Annotated in this window: 15 protein-coding genes; 9 read left to right on the top strand and 6 right to left on the bottom strand. The window is 38.0% G+C overall.

Features of this window, described 5'->3' with window-relative positions:
• Nucleotides 1-12: 12 nt before the first annotated feature.
• The 3 genes from ACIR131C_RS0113745 to ACIR131C_RS0113735 form a co-directional block, all read right to left on the bottom strand.
• Nucleotides 13-1,551, bottom strand: coding sequence for a bifunctional aminoglycoside phosphotransferase/ATP-binding protein (locus ACIR131C_RS0113745; RefSeq protein ID WP_028090669.1), 1,539 nt, complete (start codon nt 1,549-1,551; stop codon nt 13-15).
• A gap of 162 nt (nt 1,552-1,713) precedes the next feature.
• The gene (rplY, locus tag ACIR131C_RS0113740) at nt 1,714-2,013 is read right to left on the bottom strand and encodes a 50S ribosomal protein L25 (protein WP_028090668.1); all 300 of its coding nucleotides are present in this window, start codon (nt 2,011-2,013) and stop codon (nt 1,714-1,716) included.
• 124 nt (nt 2,014-2,137) lie between these two features.
• On the bottom strand, nt 2,138-3,466 hold the full coding sequence (locus ACIR131C_RS0113735) for an adenylosuccinate synthase (protein WP_028090667.1): 1,329 nt from the start codon (nt 3,464-3,466) through the stop codon (nt 2,138-2,140).
• Nucleotides 3,467-3,654: 188 nt separating this feature from the next.
• On the opposite strand from ACIR131C_RS0113735, the gene gloB reads away from it, so the two are divergent.
• The 4 genes from gloB (at nt 3,655) to dacB (ending at nt 9,620) form a co-directional block, all read left to right on the top strand.
• Complete coding sequence (gloB, locus tag ACIR131C_RS0113730; RefSeq protein ID WP_028090666.1) at nt 3,655-4,428, top strand: hydroxyacylglutathione hydrolase; 774 nt, start codon at nt 3,655-3,657, stop codon at nt 4,426-4,428.
• A gap of 363 nt (nt 4,429-4,791) precedes the next feature.
• Nucleotides 4,792-5,250 (top strand): 50S ribosomal protein L9, encoded by a 459-nt coding sequence (gene rplI, locus ACIR131C_RS0113720; RefSeq protein ID WP_028090665.1) that lies wholly within the window; start codon nt 4,792-4,794, stop codon nt 5,248-5,250.
• A gap of 487 nt (nt 5,251-5,737) precedes the next feature.
• Nucleotides 5,738-8,155, top strand: coding sequence for a replicative DNA helicase (dnaB, locus tag ACIR131C_RS0113715; protein WP_028090664.1), 2,418 nt, complete (start codon nt 5,738-5,740; stop codon nt 8,153-8,155).
• A gap of 1 nt (nt 8,156) precedes the next feature.
• Entirely contained in the window at nt 8,157-9,620 is a 1,464-nt protein-coding gene (gene dacB, locus ACIR131C_RS0113710; protein ID WP_028090663.1) for a D-alanyl-D-alanine carboxypeptidase/D-alanyl-D-alanine endopeptidase, read from the top strand.
• A 7-nt stretch (nt 9,621-9,627) separates the two neighbouring features.
• On the opposite strand, the gene ACIR131C_RS0113705 is transcribed toward dacB, so the two are convergent.
• Nucleotides 9,628-10,803 carry a DNA double-strand break repair nuclease NurA gene (locus tag ACIR131C_RS0113705; RefSeq protein ID WP_028090662.1) on the bottom strand — a complete coding sequence of 392 codons (1,176 nt, stop codon included), beginning with the start codon at nt 10,801-10,803 and terminating at the stop codon, nt 9,628-9,630.
• A gap of 98 nt (nt 10,804-10,901) precedes the next feature.
• On the opposite strand from ACIR131C_RS0113705, the gene ACIR131C_RS0113700 reads away from it, so the two are divergent.
• Entirely contained in the window at nt 10,902-11,507 is a 606-nt protein-coding gene (locus ACIR131C_RS0113700; protein ID WP_231395463.1) for a tetratricopeptide repeat protein, read from the top strand.
• 12 nt (nt 11,508-11,519) lie between these two features.
• On the opposite strand, the gene ACIR131C_RS0113695 is transcribed toward ACIR131C_RS0113700, so the two are convergent.
• Entirely contained in the window at nt 11,520-12,305 is a 786-nt protein-coding gene (locus tag ACIR131C_RS0113695) for an HAD family hydrolase (protein WP_028090660.1), read from the bottom strand.
• 224 nt (nt 12,306-12,529) lie between these two features.
• On the opposite strand from ACIR131C_RS0113695, the gene ACIR131C_RS0113690 reads away from it, so the two are divergent.
• From ACIR131C_RS0113690 to ACIR131C_RS0113675, 4 genes are all read left to right on the top strand, one after another.
• Complete coding sequence (locus ACIR131C_RS0113690; RefSeq protein ID WP_028090659.1) at nt 12,530-14,575, top strand: FHA domain-containing protein; 2,046 nt, start codon at nt 12,530-12,532, stop codon at nt 14,573-14,575.
• A gap of 127 nt (nt 14,576-14,702) precedes the next feature.
• Entirely contained in the window at nt 14,703-15,152 is a 450-nt protein-coding gene (locus tag ACIR131C_RS0113685) for a hypothetical protein (RefSeq protein WP_028090658.1), read from the top strand.
• A gap of 288 nt (nt 15,153-15,440) precedes the next feature.
• A complete protein-coding gene (locus ACIR131C_RS0113680) occupies nt 15,441-16,004 on the top strand; it encodes a YHS domain-containing (seleno)protein (protein ID WP_028083765.1) in 564 nt (187 codons plus the stop codon).
• Between the two features lie 184 nt (nt 16,005-16,188).
• Complete coding sequence (locus tag ACIR131C_RS0113675) at nt 16,189-16,989, top strand: transposase (protein ID WP_028090657.1); 801 nt, start codon at nt 16,189-16,191, stop codon at nt 16,987-16,989.
• Nucleotides 16,990-17,311: 322 nt separating this feature from the next.
• Here the strand turns inward: ACIR131C_RS0113675 and ACIR131C_RS25125 are convergent.
• Nucleotides 17,312-17,495, bottom strand: a 184-nt coding sequence (locus ACIR131C_RS25125) for a GUN4 domain-containing protein (protein WP_196811765.1), incomplete at its 5' end; no start/stop codon positions are given.

Raw genomic sequence — 17,495 nt, 5'->3', positions numbered from 1 at the left:
TCTAGAGAAAAATTAAATCAATCCTGATAATTGTGTGTCTAATGGTAGAGTTGTATCTACAACCGTTATATAAGGTTGTTCTTGATTTGTAAATGGTTGAGATTGGTTAATTTGGGATGTTAATAAATCAGCAGTAGCATCAGCAATATCACCAGTGCGATGCAGCAGCCTTTGTGTTAAAACTTCTACTGGTGCGGTACAATTGATGATATATAAAGGTAATTGATGCTCTGTAGCTTGAGAAATGGCTGCTGCTCGCAAATCCTGACGATCATATTTAGCATCTAAAATTACAGTCCAGCCTTGATTAGCTAGTATAATTCCCAGTGCTAACAATCGGCCATAAGTTTTTTGTGTCATTTCTGGTGTATAAATTTCATCCCCACCTCTTGCTAACAAAGAAATTCCCGCCAAATGCTTACGCACAGCATCAGAACGGAGATGAACCGCATTGAGTTTCCGGGCTAAATACTTAGCTGTGGTACTTTTTCCAGCACCAGATAACCCGGACATCAAAATCAGTTTTCCCTGTTGGGGTTTAGTATATTCCCAAGCTTGATGATAATATGCAGATGCGGTTTTTGCTGCTTCTTCCTTCACAACATCGGGTACACTAGGATCATCTAACAAAAATGAATTTACCTTAGCCCGCACATAAGCCTGACGGCTTAAATATAAAGGTAATACCTGTAAACCTTCCCAGTCTCCAGTTTGCTCCACATAAGCATTTAAAAAAGCATTTCCTAAATCCTTACGTCCTCTGGCTTCAATATCCATGACAGTAAAAGCTACATCATACATCACATCAACGAAGCGAAAAGGCTCGTTAAATTCTATACAGTCAAACAACATGATTTTATCATGCCAGAGAGCAATATTTCTGAGGTGTAAATCCCCATGACCTTCGCAAATATAATGATTGTCAATTCGGCTTTTAAATAATTCTGGATTTTGGACAAAGAAATTATCCGTATATTGTTTTGTTTCCTCAAACTGCGCTTGTGTCTGGGGTCCACCAATATATTTTTCAGCTTGCTGGTAATTTTCATCAATAGCCAAACGCACTTGTGAGACTTCCCCAAAACTGCGAATGTAGTCATTAGTGTGTGCTTCAGCATGGTATTGAGCCACAACCCGTCCTAATTCTTCTAAGTTGCTTTCCTGTAAGTTCCCAGCAGCGAAAAGTTCACTAAATAGGGATTCTTGGGGAAATTGACGCATCTTGATCGTATATTCTACAGCTTCTCCCGTTCCTCCGAGATGGTATTTTTCACCCGCGCAAGTTAAAGGGATCACTTCTAAATATAATTCACCAGCACCGCGTTGATTTAAGCGCAACTCCTCCTCACAAAAATGTTTTCTTTTTTCTAAGGTGGAAAAGTCTAAAAAACCGAAATTAGCTGGTTTTTTCAGCTTATAAGCATAATCTCCAGTTAAGAGGACATAAGAAATATGGGTTTGAATTAGTTGAATTGGTTCGGTTACACCATGAGGATAAAATCCAGGTTGTAACATTTGTTCAATTAAAGCGGGAAGATTTGTTTCTGTCATTTTTATTGGTAATAGGTAATAGGTAATAGGTAAGTAGGTTAACACAATAAAACCAAACTGTGTAAAGAAATGTAAAATCGCTGAAAACCTCTTTACTCTTGCCTCTTTTCCACAAAAAAACCAGGTTTAACCCTGGTCTTCTTAGTTATTATTATCTAAATTCTAGCCTTTAGTGCCGGCGAAAAAACTTAAATGGTAAGGTGTACCTTTAGCTGGGTGAATCTGAACTTCACGAATTACAGTTGTACCAGTCCATTCTAATTCAGGAATGCTTAATTCCACTTCTGTTTGATTAGGAGCAGCTTGCTTGAGTAAACGTTCTACAACTTTAGCATCAAGAACTAAAGAAATTGATTCAGTTCCCTTGTGACCGTACAAATTAGCGGGAATTAAACCAGAACGGCGCAAAGCTCTGGGTTTGCTACCTTCTGGACGGGTTTTAGATTCGAGTGTGATAGCCATACTATTTTTAGTTGTTAGTTGCTAGATGTTAGATGTTAGATGTTAGTTGCTAGTTGTTAGTTGTTAGCAGTCAATTCTCATTTATATCACTACTGACCACTGACCACTGACCACTGACCACTAACTAAACCGGAGTACCATTTGGATGTAACAGAGCGCGTTTTGGACCGTGAATAGGGTCTTCTACAATGATAGTCTGATCACGACTTGCTCCCAAAGAAACGATCGCAATGGGGACATCCATCAATTCTGCTAAGAATCTTAGATAGTCTAGTGCTTGCGGTGGTAACTCTTCGAGGGTACGACAGTGACTTGTTGACATTTGCCATCCTGGCAAGGTTTTATAAATAGGACGACAACGGGCGAACATCCGGGCGCTAGTGGGGAAGTGTTCGCAACGTTCACCATCAATTTCATAAGCTACACAAACATTAATTTCCTCTAATTCATCGAGAACATCAAGTTTAGTAATAGCAATACAATCCATGCCGTTAATGCGAACTGCATAGCGTCCAATGACAGCATCAAACCAACCACAACGACGTTTGCGCCCCGTAGTTGTGCCAAATTCCGCACCGCGATCGCCTAATAAGTCGCCAATTTCGCCATGTAGTTCCGTAGGGAATGGACCTTCCCCGACCCTTGTAGTGTAGGCTTTGGATACACCAATCACCCGATCTATCATTGTCGGACCTAACCCACTACCAACGCAAGCCCCGCCCGCCACTGGATTAGAGGATGTAACATAGGGATAAGTCCCGTGATCCAAGTCAAGTAAAGTCCCCTGTGCGCCCTCAAACAAGATATTTCGTCGTCTTAAAATCGCGTCATAGATTTGTAACGAAGTATCAACGACAAAAGGACGCAAACGTTCAGCATAACCTAAATACTCCTCAATTACCACTTGGGGATCAAGGGGTGGCAGATTATACAGCTTTTCTAAAATGGTATTTTTATAGTTGATCGTCCACTTTAATTGCTCACGCAGTCCATCGGTATCCATCAAGTCTAACATCCTGATGCCTGTCCGTTCGGATTTATCAGCGTAGGTCGGTCCAATACCTCTACCAGTTGTCCCGATTTTATGATTTCCCCGTACTTCCTCCGCAGCCTTATCAATCATCCGATGATAAGGCATGGTGACATGAGCCGTTTGTGAAATCAACAAGTTAGCTGTGGAAATATTTAATTGTTCTAGTTGATCCAGTTCTTTGATTAAAACCTGTGGATCTATGACTGTTCCACAGCCAATAATACATTCAGTTTTTGGATATAAAATACCAGAGGGAATTAAGTGCAGCTTAAAGGTCTGACCTTGGACTACGATTGTATGCCCAGCGTTAACTCCTCCTTGGTAACGTACCACCACATCTGCGGAGCGGCTGAGTAAGTCAGTTATTTTACCTTTTCCTTCATCGCCCCACTGGGCACCTATGACAATGACGTTAGCCAAGAGATTATATTAAAGGGTAAAGTTTCCACAAATCACCATTTTTAACAGATTTTTTATTTTTTGTCAAGGATTGGAATAACTTTTGCTTTGGGGTAAAATAAGGAGTTATACAAATTTATCGAATAGGTTGGGTTAAAATAATACAGGACATTTTATAAATAAATTCACCAACCCAGGAAGAAAAGCTGATGCAAATCATCCGTCTACCGGTACTTTCAGACAATTATATATTTTTACTGCATGATCCACAACAGAATATCGCGGCTGTTGTTGATCCGGCCGAAGCGCAACCCGTATTAGACGAATTAACAAAGTTAACAGCTAATTTAGTGGCAATTTTTAATACTCACCATCATGGTGATCATGTGGGTGGAAATACACAATTGATGAAAAAATTTCCCCAAGTGACAGTTTATGGAGGTGCCGAAGATAGAGGACGGATTCCCGGACAGCAGGTATTTTTACAAGAAGGGGATCACGTTCAATTGGGCAACCGTACTGCTAATGTGTTGTTTGTTCCTGGCCATACCCGCGCTCATATTGCTTACTATTTTCCCCCAGAAAGCCCAAGAGAGCCAGGAGAATTGTTTTGTGGTGATACATTGTTTGCTGGTGGTTGTGGTCGTTTATTTGAAGGTACACCGGGGCAAATGGTAGATTCTTTAAGTAAACTGAGGGCTTTACCTGATGATACTCGCCTTTGGTGCGCCCATGAATACACTTTAAATAATTTGCGGTTTGCTGTGACTGTAGAGCCAGAAAATGGGGACTTGCAAAAACGCTACCAAGATGTTAAAATTCTACGGGAGACTAATGAAGCCACCGTACCATCACTTTTGGGAATCGAAAAACTCACAAATCCTTTTTTGCGTTGGGATAAACCATCTCTACAAGCAACAGCGAAAAGTAACGAAGGAGTTCAAACCTTTGCCCGGATTCGAGGCATGAAGGATAATTTTTAGTCTGTACTGCATTTAATTTGTATAATGATAGCGGGCAGGATACCCGCACCACAGGATTTAGCCATATACTGACAATTTCCCATGTATAGCGGTTTTTGGTTGAGTGCAGTACAAGAACCCCAGCAATGGAAGAGGGAGCTAGGCTTAGGAAACACTATAGACCGCAATTTTAATTTTCAAATTCAAATATTTTGAAAATATTTTTAATATTTATGGGATTTAGTATTGCGATCGCTCCCCAAATTTCGCTAAAATCTATAGACTGTGGGTATGTCAAAAATCCTTCGTGGTCAAGCTACAATCTTGTCAGCCACACTGATGACATCCAAATAACTAAGATATTACAAAGAAAAGCGAAAAACAATGGCGAAACGTGTGCAATTGGTTTTAACAAAAGATGTCAGTAAACTGGGAAAAATCGGCGACTTAGTAGAAGTAGCTCCCGGTTATGCTCGTAACTATCTGATTCCTCAGAGTTTAGCAGATCGGGCGACACCGGGTATTCTCAAACAAGTAGAACGCAAACGGGAAAAAGAACGCCAAAGACAATTAGAACTCAAACAACAAGCAACGGAACAAAAAGCAACTTTAGAAAAAGTTGGTAGCTTAAAAATTGCCAAGCAAGTTGGGGAAAACGAAGCTATTTTCGGTACTGTTACTACCCAAGATGTAGCAGATGCTATTTTAAAAGCGGCTAATCTAGAAATAGATCGTCGTGGTATTACCATTCCTGATATTAGCCAATTGGGTACTTATAAAGCGGAAATTAAACTCTATTCTGAAGTGACAGCAGAAATTAACATTGAAGTCGTCTCTAACTAACGGATTTCAATTTTAGATTTTAGATTTTAGATTTTAGATTTTAGATAGACTCCAGTAATTTGGGGGCTTGTCAGTGGATTTTGGATTTACGATTTTGGATTTTGGATTGACTCCACCCTCAAGTGTGGAGCTTGGGGATTTTAGATTAGCAATTTTGGATTAGTTCTGCCCTGAAATTGTAGGGGGCAACGGCCGTTGACCCTTACTTGTACCGAAAATTCCCAATCTAAAATCTAAAATCTAAAATCTAAAATTTCTTAGTCAGGTTTGGATTTTAGATTCAGACCATACATGAATTTTCAATCTTTAATCCAAAATTTAAAATCCAAAATCCAAAATCCAAAATCCAAAATCCAAAATCCAAAATTGAGGAGATCCAGATAGCTAAAACAGTTAAGAGTTCCCTATTCCCTAATCTGATTATGGCTAGGCCTCACAGGCTATCAGCAAACCCTAAATACAAACTATAAAAAAAGCAATAAACCTAATGGCCGAGGAACTGAGTTTTGGTGATAGTAGTAATCGTTTACCACCGCAAAATATCGAAGCAGAGGAGGCGATTCTAGGGGGTATTTTACTAGATCCCGAAGCAATTGGTCGAGTGAGCGATCGCTTAGTCCCCGAAGCCTTTTATATTAGCGCCCATACAATAATCTATCAGGCCGCTTTGCGTCTTCATACGCAACAAAAACCCACAGATTTGCTTTCTATCACCAGTTGGTTAACAGACAATGATCAACTAACAAGAATTGGTGGCAGAAATAAATTAGCCACATTAGTAGACCGCACAGTTTCAGCGGTGAATATTGATGCTTTAGCAGGGTTAGTCATGGAAAAATACCTGCGACGACAATTAATTAAAGCAGGTAATGAAATTGTACATTTGGGTTATGAAACAGAAACAGAATTACCAATTGTTCTAGATCAAGCCGAACAAAAAGTTTTTAATGTCACCCAAGAAAAACCCCAATCAGGATTAGTTCATATTGGTGATACATTAATTAATACTTTCCAAGATATTGAAACTCGTCATCAAGGTATTGCTTTACCAGGAATACCCTGTGGTTTTTATGATTTAGATGCTATGACTAGCGGTTTTCAGCGTTCCGATTTAATTATCGTAGCTGGGAGGCCGTCAATGGGAAAATGTCTCAGTTATGATTCAGAAATCGTCTTAGCAGATGGACAAATTGCCACAATTGAAGAATTATATCAGCAACGGCAATGTTCATTATTAACATTAAATGATGATTGGAAATTTACCTTTACCCAACCATCTGCATTTGTAGATGATGGAATTAAACCAGTTTTTCGCATCACAACTCGCTTAGGACGGGCAATTGAAACCACAATTACTCACCCATTTTTAACTATTAAAGGTTGGCAAAGATTAGAAAACTTACAAGTAGGAAATAAGATTGCCATCCCTCGCAAAATAGATGTGTTTGGAACAGAAACTATCCGCGAGTGTGAAGTCAAATTATTAGGTTATTTAATTGGTGATGGTGGTTTAACTAATAGCACTCCTAGATTTACAAACAGCAACCCATTATTGCAAACAGATTTTTCTGAAGCAGTAACTGAATTTGGTGGTTTGTCAATAACAAGGGAAGATTACCCAGGACAACAGACACCTTCATTATGTGTTGGATTAGAAAAATTAGGTTTATCGGATAAAGATGCTCATAATAAAACTATCCCAAACATTTTCTTTAAATTAGAAAAATCACAATTATCATTGTTTCTAAATCGTCTTTTTGCCACTGATGGTTGGGCTACTGTGCTTAATAGTGGTCAATCACAATTAGGTTATTGTACAGTCAGCGAAAGACTAGGAAGACAAATTCAACATCTGTTGTTAAGATTTGGTATTATTGCTGCTTTGAAAAAGCGGTCTGTGAAATATAATAATACCCGTAGACCAGCATGGCAATTAGATATTACTGATGCCATATCTATCAAAAACTTCATTGCAGAAATTGGCATTTTTGGCAAAGAAGCAGCATTAGCAAAAGTTACAGCAGCAATATCTCAAAAAAGATATCAAACCAATCGTGACTTAATACCTGTAGAAATTTGGGAACAATTAGCAAATAGTGATGTATATTGGGATGAAATCGTTTCCATTGAATCAGTTGGTAACAAACAAGTTTATGATTTAACAATTCCCGAAACACATAATTTTGTCGCTAATGATATTTGTGTTCACAATACCGCCTTTTGTCTTAACCTTGCTCATAATATTGCTGCTGGTTATAAACTACCGGTGGCTGTTTTTAGTTTAGAAATGTCCAAGGAACAACTAGTACAAAGACTATTAGCTAGTGAAGCGGGAATTGAAAGCAGTTATTTAAGAAGTGGTCGCATTAGTCAAACGCAATGGGAACCGTTAAGCCGTGCTATTGATAAGCTTTCAGAAACACCAATGTTTATTGATGATACGGCAAATATTACAGTTACACAAATACGAAGTCAAGCCCGAAGACTGCAAGCAGAACAAAATGGAAATTTAGGATTAATAGTCATTGATTACTTGCAATTAATGGAAGGAGCAGGTGATAATCGTGTGCAAGAATTATCAAGAATTACCCGTTCTTTAAAAGGTTTAGCGAGGGAATTGTCTGTACCAGTTATTGCTTTATCACAGTTAAGTCGGGGGGTGGAAGCAAGAACTAATAAACGGCCAATGTTATCTGATTTAAGAGAATCGGGATCAATCGAACAAGATGCGGATATAGTAATGATGTTATACCGTGATGAATATTATTCACCAGATACTCCAGATAGAGGAATTGCAGAAGTAATCATAGCTAAACATCGGAATGGACCGACAGGAACAATCAAATTGTTATTTGATCCTCAATTTACAAAATTTAAAAATCTAGCGAAACAAAACAGTTGGTAATATGTATAAAAAATACTTTATTAGCCTAATATTTCTATTCATCAGTATCCAAATCAGCAGTATTCAAAAACTAGCTGAAGCACAAACAGTAGTTCCAAAAGTTACTAGTAGTAAAGCCCTTTGTCCTGCTCAATTATCATCAACAATTAATACTATTATTAACCAGCCTCAATTTAGTCGAGGACGTTGGGGAATTTTAATTAAAACATTATCATCAAACAAGATTCTTTATAGTCAAGATGCTGAGAAATATTTTATTCCTGCTTCTAATATTAAGCTATTTACCACTGCTGTAGCATTACAGAAATTAGGTTCAGATTTTCGGATTCGTACCTCTATTTATGATGATGGTAATGGTATTTTGCGTGTCGTGGGTAGGGGAGATCCGAGTTTTAAAAACCCTCAATTAAGATTATTAACAAAACAACTCTATCAACAGGGAATTAGAGAAATTAATCAGTTAATTGTTGATGATAGTTATTTTCAAGGTGAAGTAGTTCATTCCAGTTGGGAATGGGAGGATATACAGGCTGATTATGGCGCTCCTGTGAATAGTTTAATATTAAATGAGAACGCTTCTGAATTAATTTTTTTACCCCAAAATATCGGACAACCATTACAACTAAAATGGACTGAACCTACAGAAGCATATCAGTGGAAAATTGAGAATAATACCATTACTACTCAAGCAGATAAACCCGGTTTTGTAGAAATTAACCGTGATTTAAAAGGACAAATTTTAAGGATAAAGGGACAATTAGCGGTTAATTCTCAACCAAAAATTACTGCTATAGCTGTATTTGATCCAATTAGCAATTTTTTAAAACAATTTCGTCATAATTTAATTACAGTAGGAATTACTGTTAAAGAAACTGTAATTAGTAATTTGAATAAAAATGGCAAAGAAATAGCCGCAGTAGAATCTCCACCTTTGTCTGAATTATTAATAGAGACAAATGTAAACAGCAATAATTTGTATGCTGAGGCTTTACTCAGAAGTTTAGCTATCAAAAAACCAAGAGAAATAAATCAAAATACGGCTGATATTGGATTACAAGTCATGAAAGAGACTCTAACTCAATTAGGAGTTGAATCAGAAAGTTATGTAATTGTAGATGGTTCTGGTTTATCGCGCAAGAACTTAACCACTCCCGCAGCTTTAGTACAACTTTTAGAAGCAATTGATAAATTACCTGAAAGAGAAATTTTTCGGGCTTCCTTACCCATTGCAGGTATGACAGGTAGCTTAAAAAATCGCTTGATTAATACTGCTGCTGCGGGAATTGTCCAAGGAAAAACCGGTTCAATGACAGGAGTTTCTACTCTTTCTGGATATGTAAATTCAGCTAATTATGAACCTTTAGTTTTTAGTATTATGGTGAATCAATCTGAACAACCGAGTAAAATTGTGAGAACAGCAATAGATGAAATTGTGGTTTTATTAACCCAATTAAAACAATGTTAAAATAATTTTAAGCAATGCTACCGCGTTTTCTGGCTTCTTTAGAGGAAATACTGACATTTTTGATTCCGGCCTTGATCATTTGTCTTTCTAACAGGGCAAAAAAACGGGTCCTATCACCACCTTTGATTACAGCCTGATTGTGAGCTTCCGCAATAGCCACAGGATAACCGTATCCTTTATTTACCTGTGCCAACATTAACCCTAGTGCTTGATCAAACATAGTTTGATTGGCGACAACCCAAGCAGGGACCTCAATCCGGGCGATTTCTGTACCGACATGGACGTAACAAAAATAAATAATTTGCTCGTCATACAATTCTAAAATTCGTGCATTACTCCGCCATAACGGTCCTCTTTGTCCAGGTTGGAGTTGACTAGTCATGATGGTTGTATCGCGCAAAGTATCAAATTTTTTGCAAGGTACGTATTCTAGTTGGTTAGGGCAATGAGTGATACAATCGGGGACGGGATAGGGACAAGCCAAAAACCGTAAAAAGTTAGTAGATTCCGTGCTGCGAGAGGCACTAAGATAACCCATGAGGGGTATTTGAGCTTGTTGGAGTTTTTGCCAAGCTTCTAAAATAGGTGGTAAAATGCGATCGCGGGCATCCATCGGTAACTGATCTAAAAACCAGTATATTAAAGAACCATCAACCAGAGCTAAAGTTGGCGCTGCTGTTTTCACACTACAGGCCAGTTCAGCTAATACCGTAGCCTCGGAAGCAGTACGCCGATAACCCATCCATTCTTCGGTTCTAATTCCCCATTGACGGGAGATATATAAATCTTCAGGGCGATAAAATACCTCCGGTAAACTATCGAGAAGGGGGTGAAGATTTTGACCATAGTGTAAAACTACCCTGCCGATGTTGAGTAAGTAACAATACGCAATTTCGTGATGATTAGGAGCAATTTGCGAACCATCAGTAGAAATGACAGTATGAATTTTCGGGGGAACAGGAATAGTAATACAGGTTTCTAAAGGTTCAATTGGTGTAGCATTAGCAAAGAGAATCCGATTGTGCCATTTTTGCTGACGTTCAACTAACTCCTGTTGACACTCTACAGCCTGTTTAAAAAATTGCTGTGCTAATTGTAACCGCTGATGACTCGCGGCCACTTCCGAAGTCAAATGTTGACTGAAACCTTGCATTTGTCTTGATATTTTTGTTAAATCAAGCATAGTGTTGGTAGTGGTGCGAAGAGATGTAAATACTATATAATTAACAACTATATGCTAATAATTGGAAAAATGGTGTCATGAAAAAATGGAAATTAACAATGACAATCCTTCTATTCGGAATTATATTATATACTCCAAAAGTGAGTGGTAAGAATTTGGCAAATATTTCCGATTTTAGAATCAAATCATCACTGTTAGCACAAGTTGATAAAAAAGAGGCTATCATCTATTTTCATAGAGGAATTAACCGCCATACATCAGGAGATATCAAAGGAGCAATTGCAGAATATAATCAAGCTTTAAAGTTACGTCCTGATTTTGCTGAAGTTTACTATAAACGAGGAATATCTCGCTATAAATTGGGAGATTTAAAAGGAGCGATTTTAGATTATAATCAAGCAATTAGGCTCAATCCTAATTATGCAGGTGTTTATAATCATCGGGGATTTACTCGTCATGATTTGGGAGATTTCCCAGGGGCTATTAGAGATTTTAACCAAGCGTTAAAGCTAAATCCTAACTTTCCTGAAGCTTACCAAAATCGCGGTATTACTCGCAATGCTTTAGGTGATAAACAGGGAGCAATTAGCGATTTAAAAGTAGCAGCTAACTTATTTCAAAAACAAAAAAGGATCAGTAATTATCAAGAGGTAATTGATCTTATTAATAAGCTCCCAGATTTGTCTAAGAAGTCGGGGAGCTAGATATTGGTTAAATTATAACCAGGTTGCAAAATCGTAAGTAAAATGAGAAAGTGAGATTAGTTGAATGCGGGAATCATTTTTTCCTGCTTCCCGTTCTAATGAAGTATTATAACCCCAATCTGCGAGAAAAAGTTTTACATGATTTAAGTCTGATTGTTGTTGGACTAATTGTAAAGTTTTTAGTCTATCTTCAACAAACCATAAATTAACAGTTTGGGTATTTGCTTTCTTGATTAATTCCCGCAAAGTTGCATATTTTGGGCGTTTTACTTCTTTACCAAAAATATTTTCTGATGGTAAATTAACTCCTTCTTGTTGTAACAATTGCTTGACAAATCGCCCTTCTTTAGTAGTGACAATATATAACTGAACTTGAGTCTCAAGAGTTATTTTCAGTCTTTCAATGACACCAGGATAAAATCTATGTAGACTTAACCAACCATCTAAATCTTTCTCAATCCATTCATCTCGCAAATTATCTAATTGTGTAGAAACTGCTTTTGCTTCTAAGTTATTTGCTACTAAAATTTCGGCGGTAATAGTTGTCCATGATTGCAGGATTTGAGCATCAGAAAAACCTGCAATTAAAGCTTTAATTAAAATAGGCATTTCCCAACCCGTTTCAATTACAGGACGTAAGCGATAGAATCTCAAAGCTAAATCATCTGGTAGTGTATCGTCAACCGGCGACCAAATTTGACAGTAGGTAAGCCATGCTACCTCAAAATATTCAATTAGTCCATCGCAAACCACTCCATCAAAGTCTAAAGCCAAAATCGTGGGACTATTTGCTGTCATTGTTCTGAGGTGAAAAACTGCTTTTGTTAGTTTACCGCACCTTGATAGCCGGATATGTAGCGATTAACCTCTGAAATAGCAAATAAAAAATAAAATTATCAAAAAAAATTATCAAAAATAAAATTATTTTAAAGTTTTTCAGTAACCCTATGGAAATGGAGCAGAATATTGATGTATTAATATTATCAATAAGATATCAAGATGTAAATGGGGGCATCAAAACCATGCAAATCAAGCTAATTTCCGAAAATAAACTGACACAGGAGCCGGAAGAACAGGTTTTTAACCTGCCAGTAGCTATCGGACGAGACATAACTCAACTTCCTGCGGTTATCAATGGTGAAACGGTGTCTCCTGTAATTTTATTAGACTCTCATAAGCAAATTTCTCGCTTTCATGCTCAAATTACCTTAGAAAACAATCAGCTTTATGTAGAAGACAAGAGCGCCAATGGCACTCTTGTTAACGGTCAAAAGCTACTTAATCAACGTCGGACTTTAAACAGTGGGGAGAGACTGGGAATAGGTAACTACACCATTACCGTTATCCTCATTCCATCTGAGGATGAGAATGCTACCATTGTATTTGAGAGTAAGTCCACAATTTTTAACCCCCAATCTGAGATTATTCCTGTATCTAGGGTGCGGAAATTATCAGACTCTCAATCTTCCATCATTTTTAACCCTTATACGGATGCTTTAGAACAGCAAAATCCTAACGCTGTACCCATTCAAACAACCGGTTTTCCGTATAATTTCAACTTTTGGAATGCAGAAAAGGTTTCCCTAGAAGCTATTCGTCGCAGTGGTATTTTAGTCAGAGAAACAGAATATGTGGCCTGCGGGGGAGGAATGGGCAGTTTTGTTTGGGTGGATATGTTGAGAATTGCGGGAGTTAAACCGGAAAATATTAAAGTTTTGAGTGTTCAAGACAAACCTTATAAACGCTATGAAAGCCTACTGAAAAATTGTCAAATTCCCCGACATAAACGAATTCGTTCCGGTTCAGATTCCTGTCCTGATAATATTTGGGGCTGGCCAGGATATGCCTTAAGAGATGCTTGGAGATCCTTCTTTTCTGGACAAGTTGGTGCAGCTTTAGGATTTTTGTGGCAAGTTTTTGCTGAACCTGTTTATGCAGATACCTACACCCCCCGTGGACGAGATGTATTTGAGTCCATGGACCGGGAGAGCGATCGCATTAGTTGGGGTAAAATGTTAGAATATGGCAGTATTCGTAGTCTACGACAAACGGAAGACGGGCGTTATTGTATTGCCTATTCCACTTCCAACAAAGAAGACGGAAATCACCAATTTTTATTAGCTAAATATGTGCATCTCTGCACAGGTTATCCCGCAATCAAACTACTACCAGACCTGGAAAAATATCGTCAAGAATATCCCGAAGAAACAGGAAATTATAAAACAGTAGTTCAAGGTTATGAACCCCATGATCATATTTACCAACAATTAGAAAAAAAAGGCGGTACTATTGTCCTTCGGGGGTCGGGAATTGTAGCCTCACAAATATTAGAAAGGCTCTATGAAGCCCGAAAAATGAAAGATATTCGGGTAATTCATTTAAACCGAGAACCGCGCAAAGGTAATCAATTTGAGCAAGCTAAACGCTACGTAGAAAATGACTGGGAATTTCAACCTTTTAACTGGCCAAAAGGAACTTGGGGCGGTGATATGCGAACAATGCTAGAAGCCGCTGACCCGTTAAGACGACGGGAATTATTACAGGGTTGGGGGGGAACAACCACAGCTAGTCGCAAAAAATGGCGCGACATTGTTCGTCAAGGAATAGCCGACAAATGGTATGAAATTCGTTATGGTTTAGTCACCAAACTAGAACGTAATTCCCAAGGTCAAGTTGTTACTCATGTAGTCACTAACAAAGGTCAAAAAACCCTAACTGCTGATTTTGTGATTGACTGTACAGGATTGATTTCCGATCCTTTAGAAAGTCCATTTTTAAAAGACCTAATACTGCATTACGACCTAGATTTTAACCCAGAAGGACGTTTTCATGTAGAAAACAACTTTGAAATCAAAAAACTGCGAAATAATCGTTCTCGCATATATGGGGCAGGAATTATCACCTTAGGCGGTCCCTACGCCCCCGTAGACACATTTTTAGGACTACAATATGCTGCCCATCGTTCTATCGAGGCTTTGGCGGCTGTAAAAGCTCCAGGAGTCCGCTATATTCAGGGAATTTATTCCCTTTGGCAATGGCTAAAATGGGCATTGAATCAAAAGCCTTAATTTACACATATTATATAGCAGGGAACAGGGAACAGGGAACAGAGTTGAAAGTCCTTTGGTGTATAGTTTTTTAGGTAAATTCTGTATCTCATTCAAGTGCATACCGCTATAGGATAATAAGATCATTATGACTCCAACTTTATTCGGACGTTGGCAAACACGAATTTTTTTGTTAGCAACAGTGGGAATGTTAGTTTCTCTGCCTTTCTATTGGGGATATTTAGGCATTGCTTCCAACTTAGTTTACTTTTGGGTCGTCTTTTATGTAGGTTTATTTGGCATTGCTTGGGATGTCTTGTATGATTTTCTGCAAAAATATCTCTGGGACCATGACTGGCCCGGAATATTTCAACTTTATGCAGGAGTTATAGAAGGGGTATTTCTGGCTTTAATAATTGCCAATATCGGTTTACCTCATATTCCTAAAACCGAATTTGACTTAACCAGATTTATTCAACATTATGGGTTAGTTTGGTTAGCAGTTTATTTATCTGCTTGGGTAGTCATGCGGTTATTATTTCCCCGGTGGCGTTTTCGCGGTGGAGAATGGATTGGTAAATGGCCGAGAATTTCTTAATGACAATTTCTAACAAGACAATTCTTGCCACTTTTCCATCATTCCATTTAACATCTGTTCAAAAAATTTCCTCTTGAGGAAACCGGAATTTACCCCCCTTAGTCCCCTCCCCTTGATAACGGAGGAAACCGGAATCTAGTCCCCTCCCGTTGATAACGGAGGAAACTGGAATTTACCCCCCTCCCCTTGATAAAGGAGGAAACCGGAATCTAGTCCCCTCCCCTTGATAAGGGGAGGGTTAGGGTGGGGTAAGAACCTGATATTGTCCTAAAACAAATAAACATTTTTATGAATCACCAGAACTTTCTCGCTTTCATCACATCCTCAATATTCATGGTGGGATTAACTTTAGGTTGTCGTTCTCAAGCAACCACTACAACCCACATTCCCAGCCTTCAACCCGCTGCCAATGGTAATTTTGCTCCAAATGCTATTCAAGGGCAGAATACCCCTTTAAAGCTGGCTGCTAAAGTGTTCAATGTCCAAGACTCTTTTGTTTTAAAAGGTTTTGATGCTGTAGCCTATTTTCAACAACGAAAACCGATTCCAGGTAATGCTAATTTCACCTATAAATGGCAGGATGTAAATTGGCGATTTTCCACAGCCGAAAACCGCGACTTATTTATTAAAAACCCTGAAAAATACGCTCCTCAATATGGAGGATTTTGTGCTTGGGCTGTCAGTAGAGGATATACTGCACCTATTGACCCTAATGCCTGGAAAATTGTCAACGGTAAGCTGTACTTAAATGTTAATTTAGACACTCAAAAACGCTGGGAAAAAGACATTCCTGGAAATATTCAAAAAGCTGATCAAAATTGGCCTGGTATAGCCAAAAAAATTCGTCGTTAATGAGCATTAGTCCTACTTTAGTAGGACTTACGCACAAGTCACGGAATAATGAACCACGTTCGCGAAGCGTACCGAAGGCATAGGAACGAAGAGAACGAAGAAAAGAGGGTTTGAGAGATATTTTGCGTAAGTCCTGTTGAAGTTACAGTAGCACAAGCATCTTGCTTGTATTTTATTACTTTTCATGTCATCACAAACTCAAACTCATTGTAACTATTCCTATCATATTACAGTTCGCTGTAACAATAGAGAATTTCGCTTAACCCGTTTAGAATGTCGTCAAATATTTCTATATGTCATCAAAAAAGCCATAGAGAAATATAGTTTTAAACTCTATAGCCTCTGTATTATGAGTAATCATATTCATTATTTAATTGAACCACAAAAGGCAGAAGAAATACCCAAAATAATGCACTATATTAACTGGTATTCTGCTATGTGTTTTAATCGAATGTTAAACAGAACTGGACATTTTTGGGAGAAAAGATACCATAGTACAAGTTTTTCTAACAATGATATAACCAGAGCCTTAAATACTATCAGATATATTCATGCTAATCCCCAAGCTGCTGGTATGCAAAATGGTTTTTTCTATGATTTTAGTAATTATGGAGTTTATGAAAGGTTAGGTGATGATGGAATTACCACTTGGCACCCTGCTTTTTTAGCTTTAGGAGAAGATTTAGAGGAATGTAGTCGTAAATATAAAAAGTTCTGTCATCAATATAAATCCCAAGAGAAAAAAGCTAAGAAGTTTTATTGGGGGGATAAATTATTACCTAAATTAACAAATAAAAAAAAGAATGGTCATAAAAATCAGAAAAAAAGTCAACAGAAGCAAACAGATGAAGATGCTAAAAGATTATATGAACTTTGGCGAGAAAATAATCCTGAAATAGTCAAGATTGCGGAAAAGTTTATCTTTGCTAATTGCTACAATCCTCATCATGTTGGGGAGTTTCTGCAAAATTATTCTTATTATTGACAACCTATAAACTAGGTTTTTTAGGTGTTGTCTTATGCCTATTTAATCAATCATTTCTGTATCAGGTAATACTTTATCTATTTTTTGTGGTCGGGTTAAGCAACAGCGCAACCCGACGTTTAGGTTGGGTTTTGTACCTCAACCCAACCTAAAAGCCCGCTTAAGAGGCGACGCTGATGTTGGATTTTGTACCTCAACCCCAAACTACAAATTTACTACAGGTATACTACAAACTGACAGGTAATGAAATCGCCAAAGCCTAATAAATCGGTTGTTTATTTTTTGATAAGAAATACTTATAATCTTGTATAACGCTTATGGGTTATAGTCTAGAGAAGAGAAAAGTAGTCCACGGTACTCCCCTCGGACCCACCCAAGGCAGAAAAGGCAGGTGTCCTACAGGTGCATTTGTACTAAAGGTATAACTCTCGTAACTGAGCCATTCATTATTTTGTCTCCAACCAACGCGCGAGCCTAACTTCCAAAAAGTATCCCAGTCAGGTTCT

The organism is Dolichospermum circinale AWQC131C (genome assembly GCF_000426905.1).
In the GTDB taxonomy this organism is placed as follows: domain Bacteria; phylum Cyanobacteriota; class Cyanobacteriia; order Cyanobacteriales; family Nostocaceae; genus Dolichospermum; species Dolichospermum circinale.
Note: the sequence above shows the minus strand (reverse complement) of the source record. Positions and strands in the feature narration are given on the sequence as shown.

Bases quoted from the DNA above. Each gene is read 5' to 3' on its own strand.
- dacB (WP_028090663.1), top strand. From the start codon at position 8,157: ATGTATAAAAAATACTTTATTAGCCTAATATTTCTATTCATCAGTATC.
- ACIR131C_RS0113700 (WP_231395463.1), top strand. From the start codon at position 10,902: ATGACAATCCTTCTATTCGGAATTATATTATATACTCCAAAAGTGAGT.
- gloB (WP_028090666.1), top strand. From the start codon at position 3,655: ATGCAAATCATCCGTCTACCGGTACTTTCAGACAATTATATATTTTTA.
- dnaB (WP_028090664.1), top strand. From the start codon at position 5,738: ATGGCCGAGGAACTGAGTTTTGGTGATAGTAGTAATCGTTTACCACCG.
- rplY (WP_028090668.1), bottom strand. From the start codon at position 2,013: ATGGCTATCACACTCGAATCTAAAACCCGTCCAGAAGGTAGCAAACCC.
- ACIR131C_RS0113685 (WP_028090658.1), top strand. From the start codon at position 14,703: ATGACTCCAACTTTATTCGGACGTTGGCAAACACGAATTTTTTTGTTA.
- rplI (WP_028090665.1), top strand. From the start codon at position 4,792: ATGGCGAAACGTGTGCAATTGGTTTTAACAAAAGATGTCAGTAAACTG.
- ACIR131C_RS0113690 (WP_028090659.1), top strand. From the start codon at position 12,530: ATGCAAATCAAGCTAATTTCCGAAAATAAACTGACACAGGAGCCGGAA.
- ACIR131C_RS0113680 (WP_028083765.1), top strand. From the start codon at position 15,441: ATGAATCACCAGAACTTTCTCGCTTTCATCACATCCTCAATATTCATG.
- ACIR131C_RS0113705 (WP_028090662.1), bottom strand. From the start codon at position 10,803: ATGCTTGATTTAACAAAAATATCAAGACAAATGCAAGGTTTCAGTCAA.
- ACIR131C_RS0113745 (WP_028090669.1), bottom strand. From the start codon at position 1,551: ATGACAGAAACAAATCTTCCCGCTTTAATTGAACAAATGTTACAACCT.
- ACIR131C_RS0113695 (WP_028090660.1), bottom strand. From the start codon at position 12,305: ATGACAGCAAATAGTCCCACGATTTTGGCTTTAGACTTTGATGGAGTG.
- ACIR131C_RS0113675 (WP_028090657.1), top strand. From the start codon at position 16,189: ATGTCATCACAAACTCAAACTCATTGTAACTATTCCTATCATATTACA.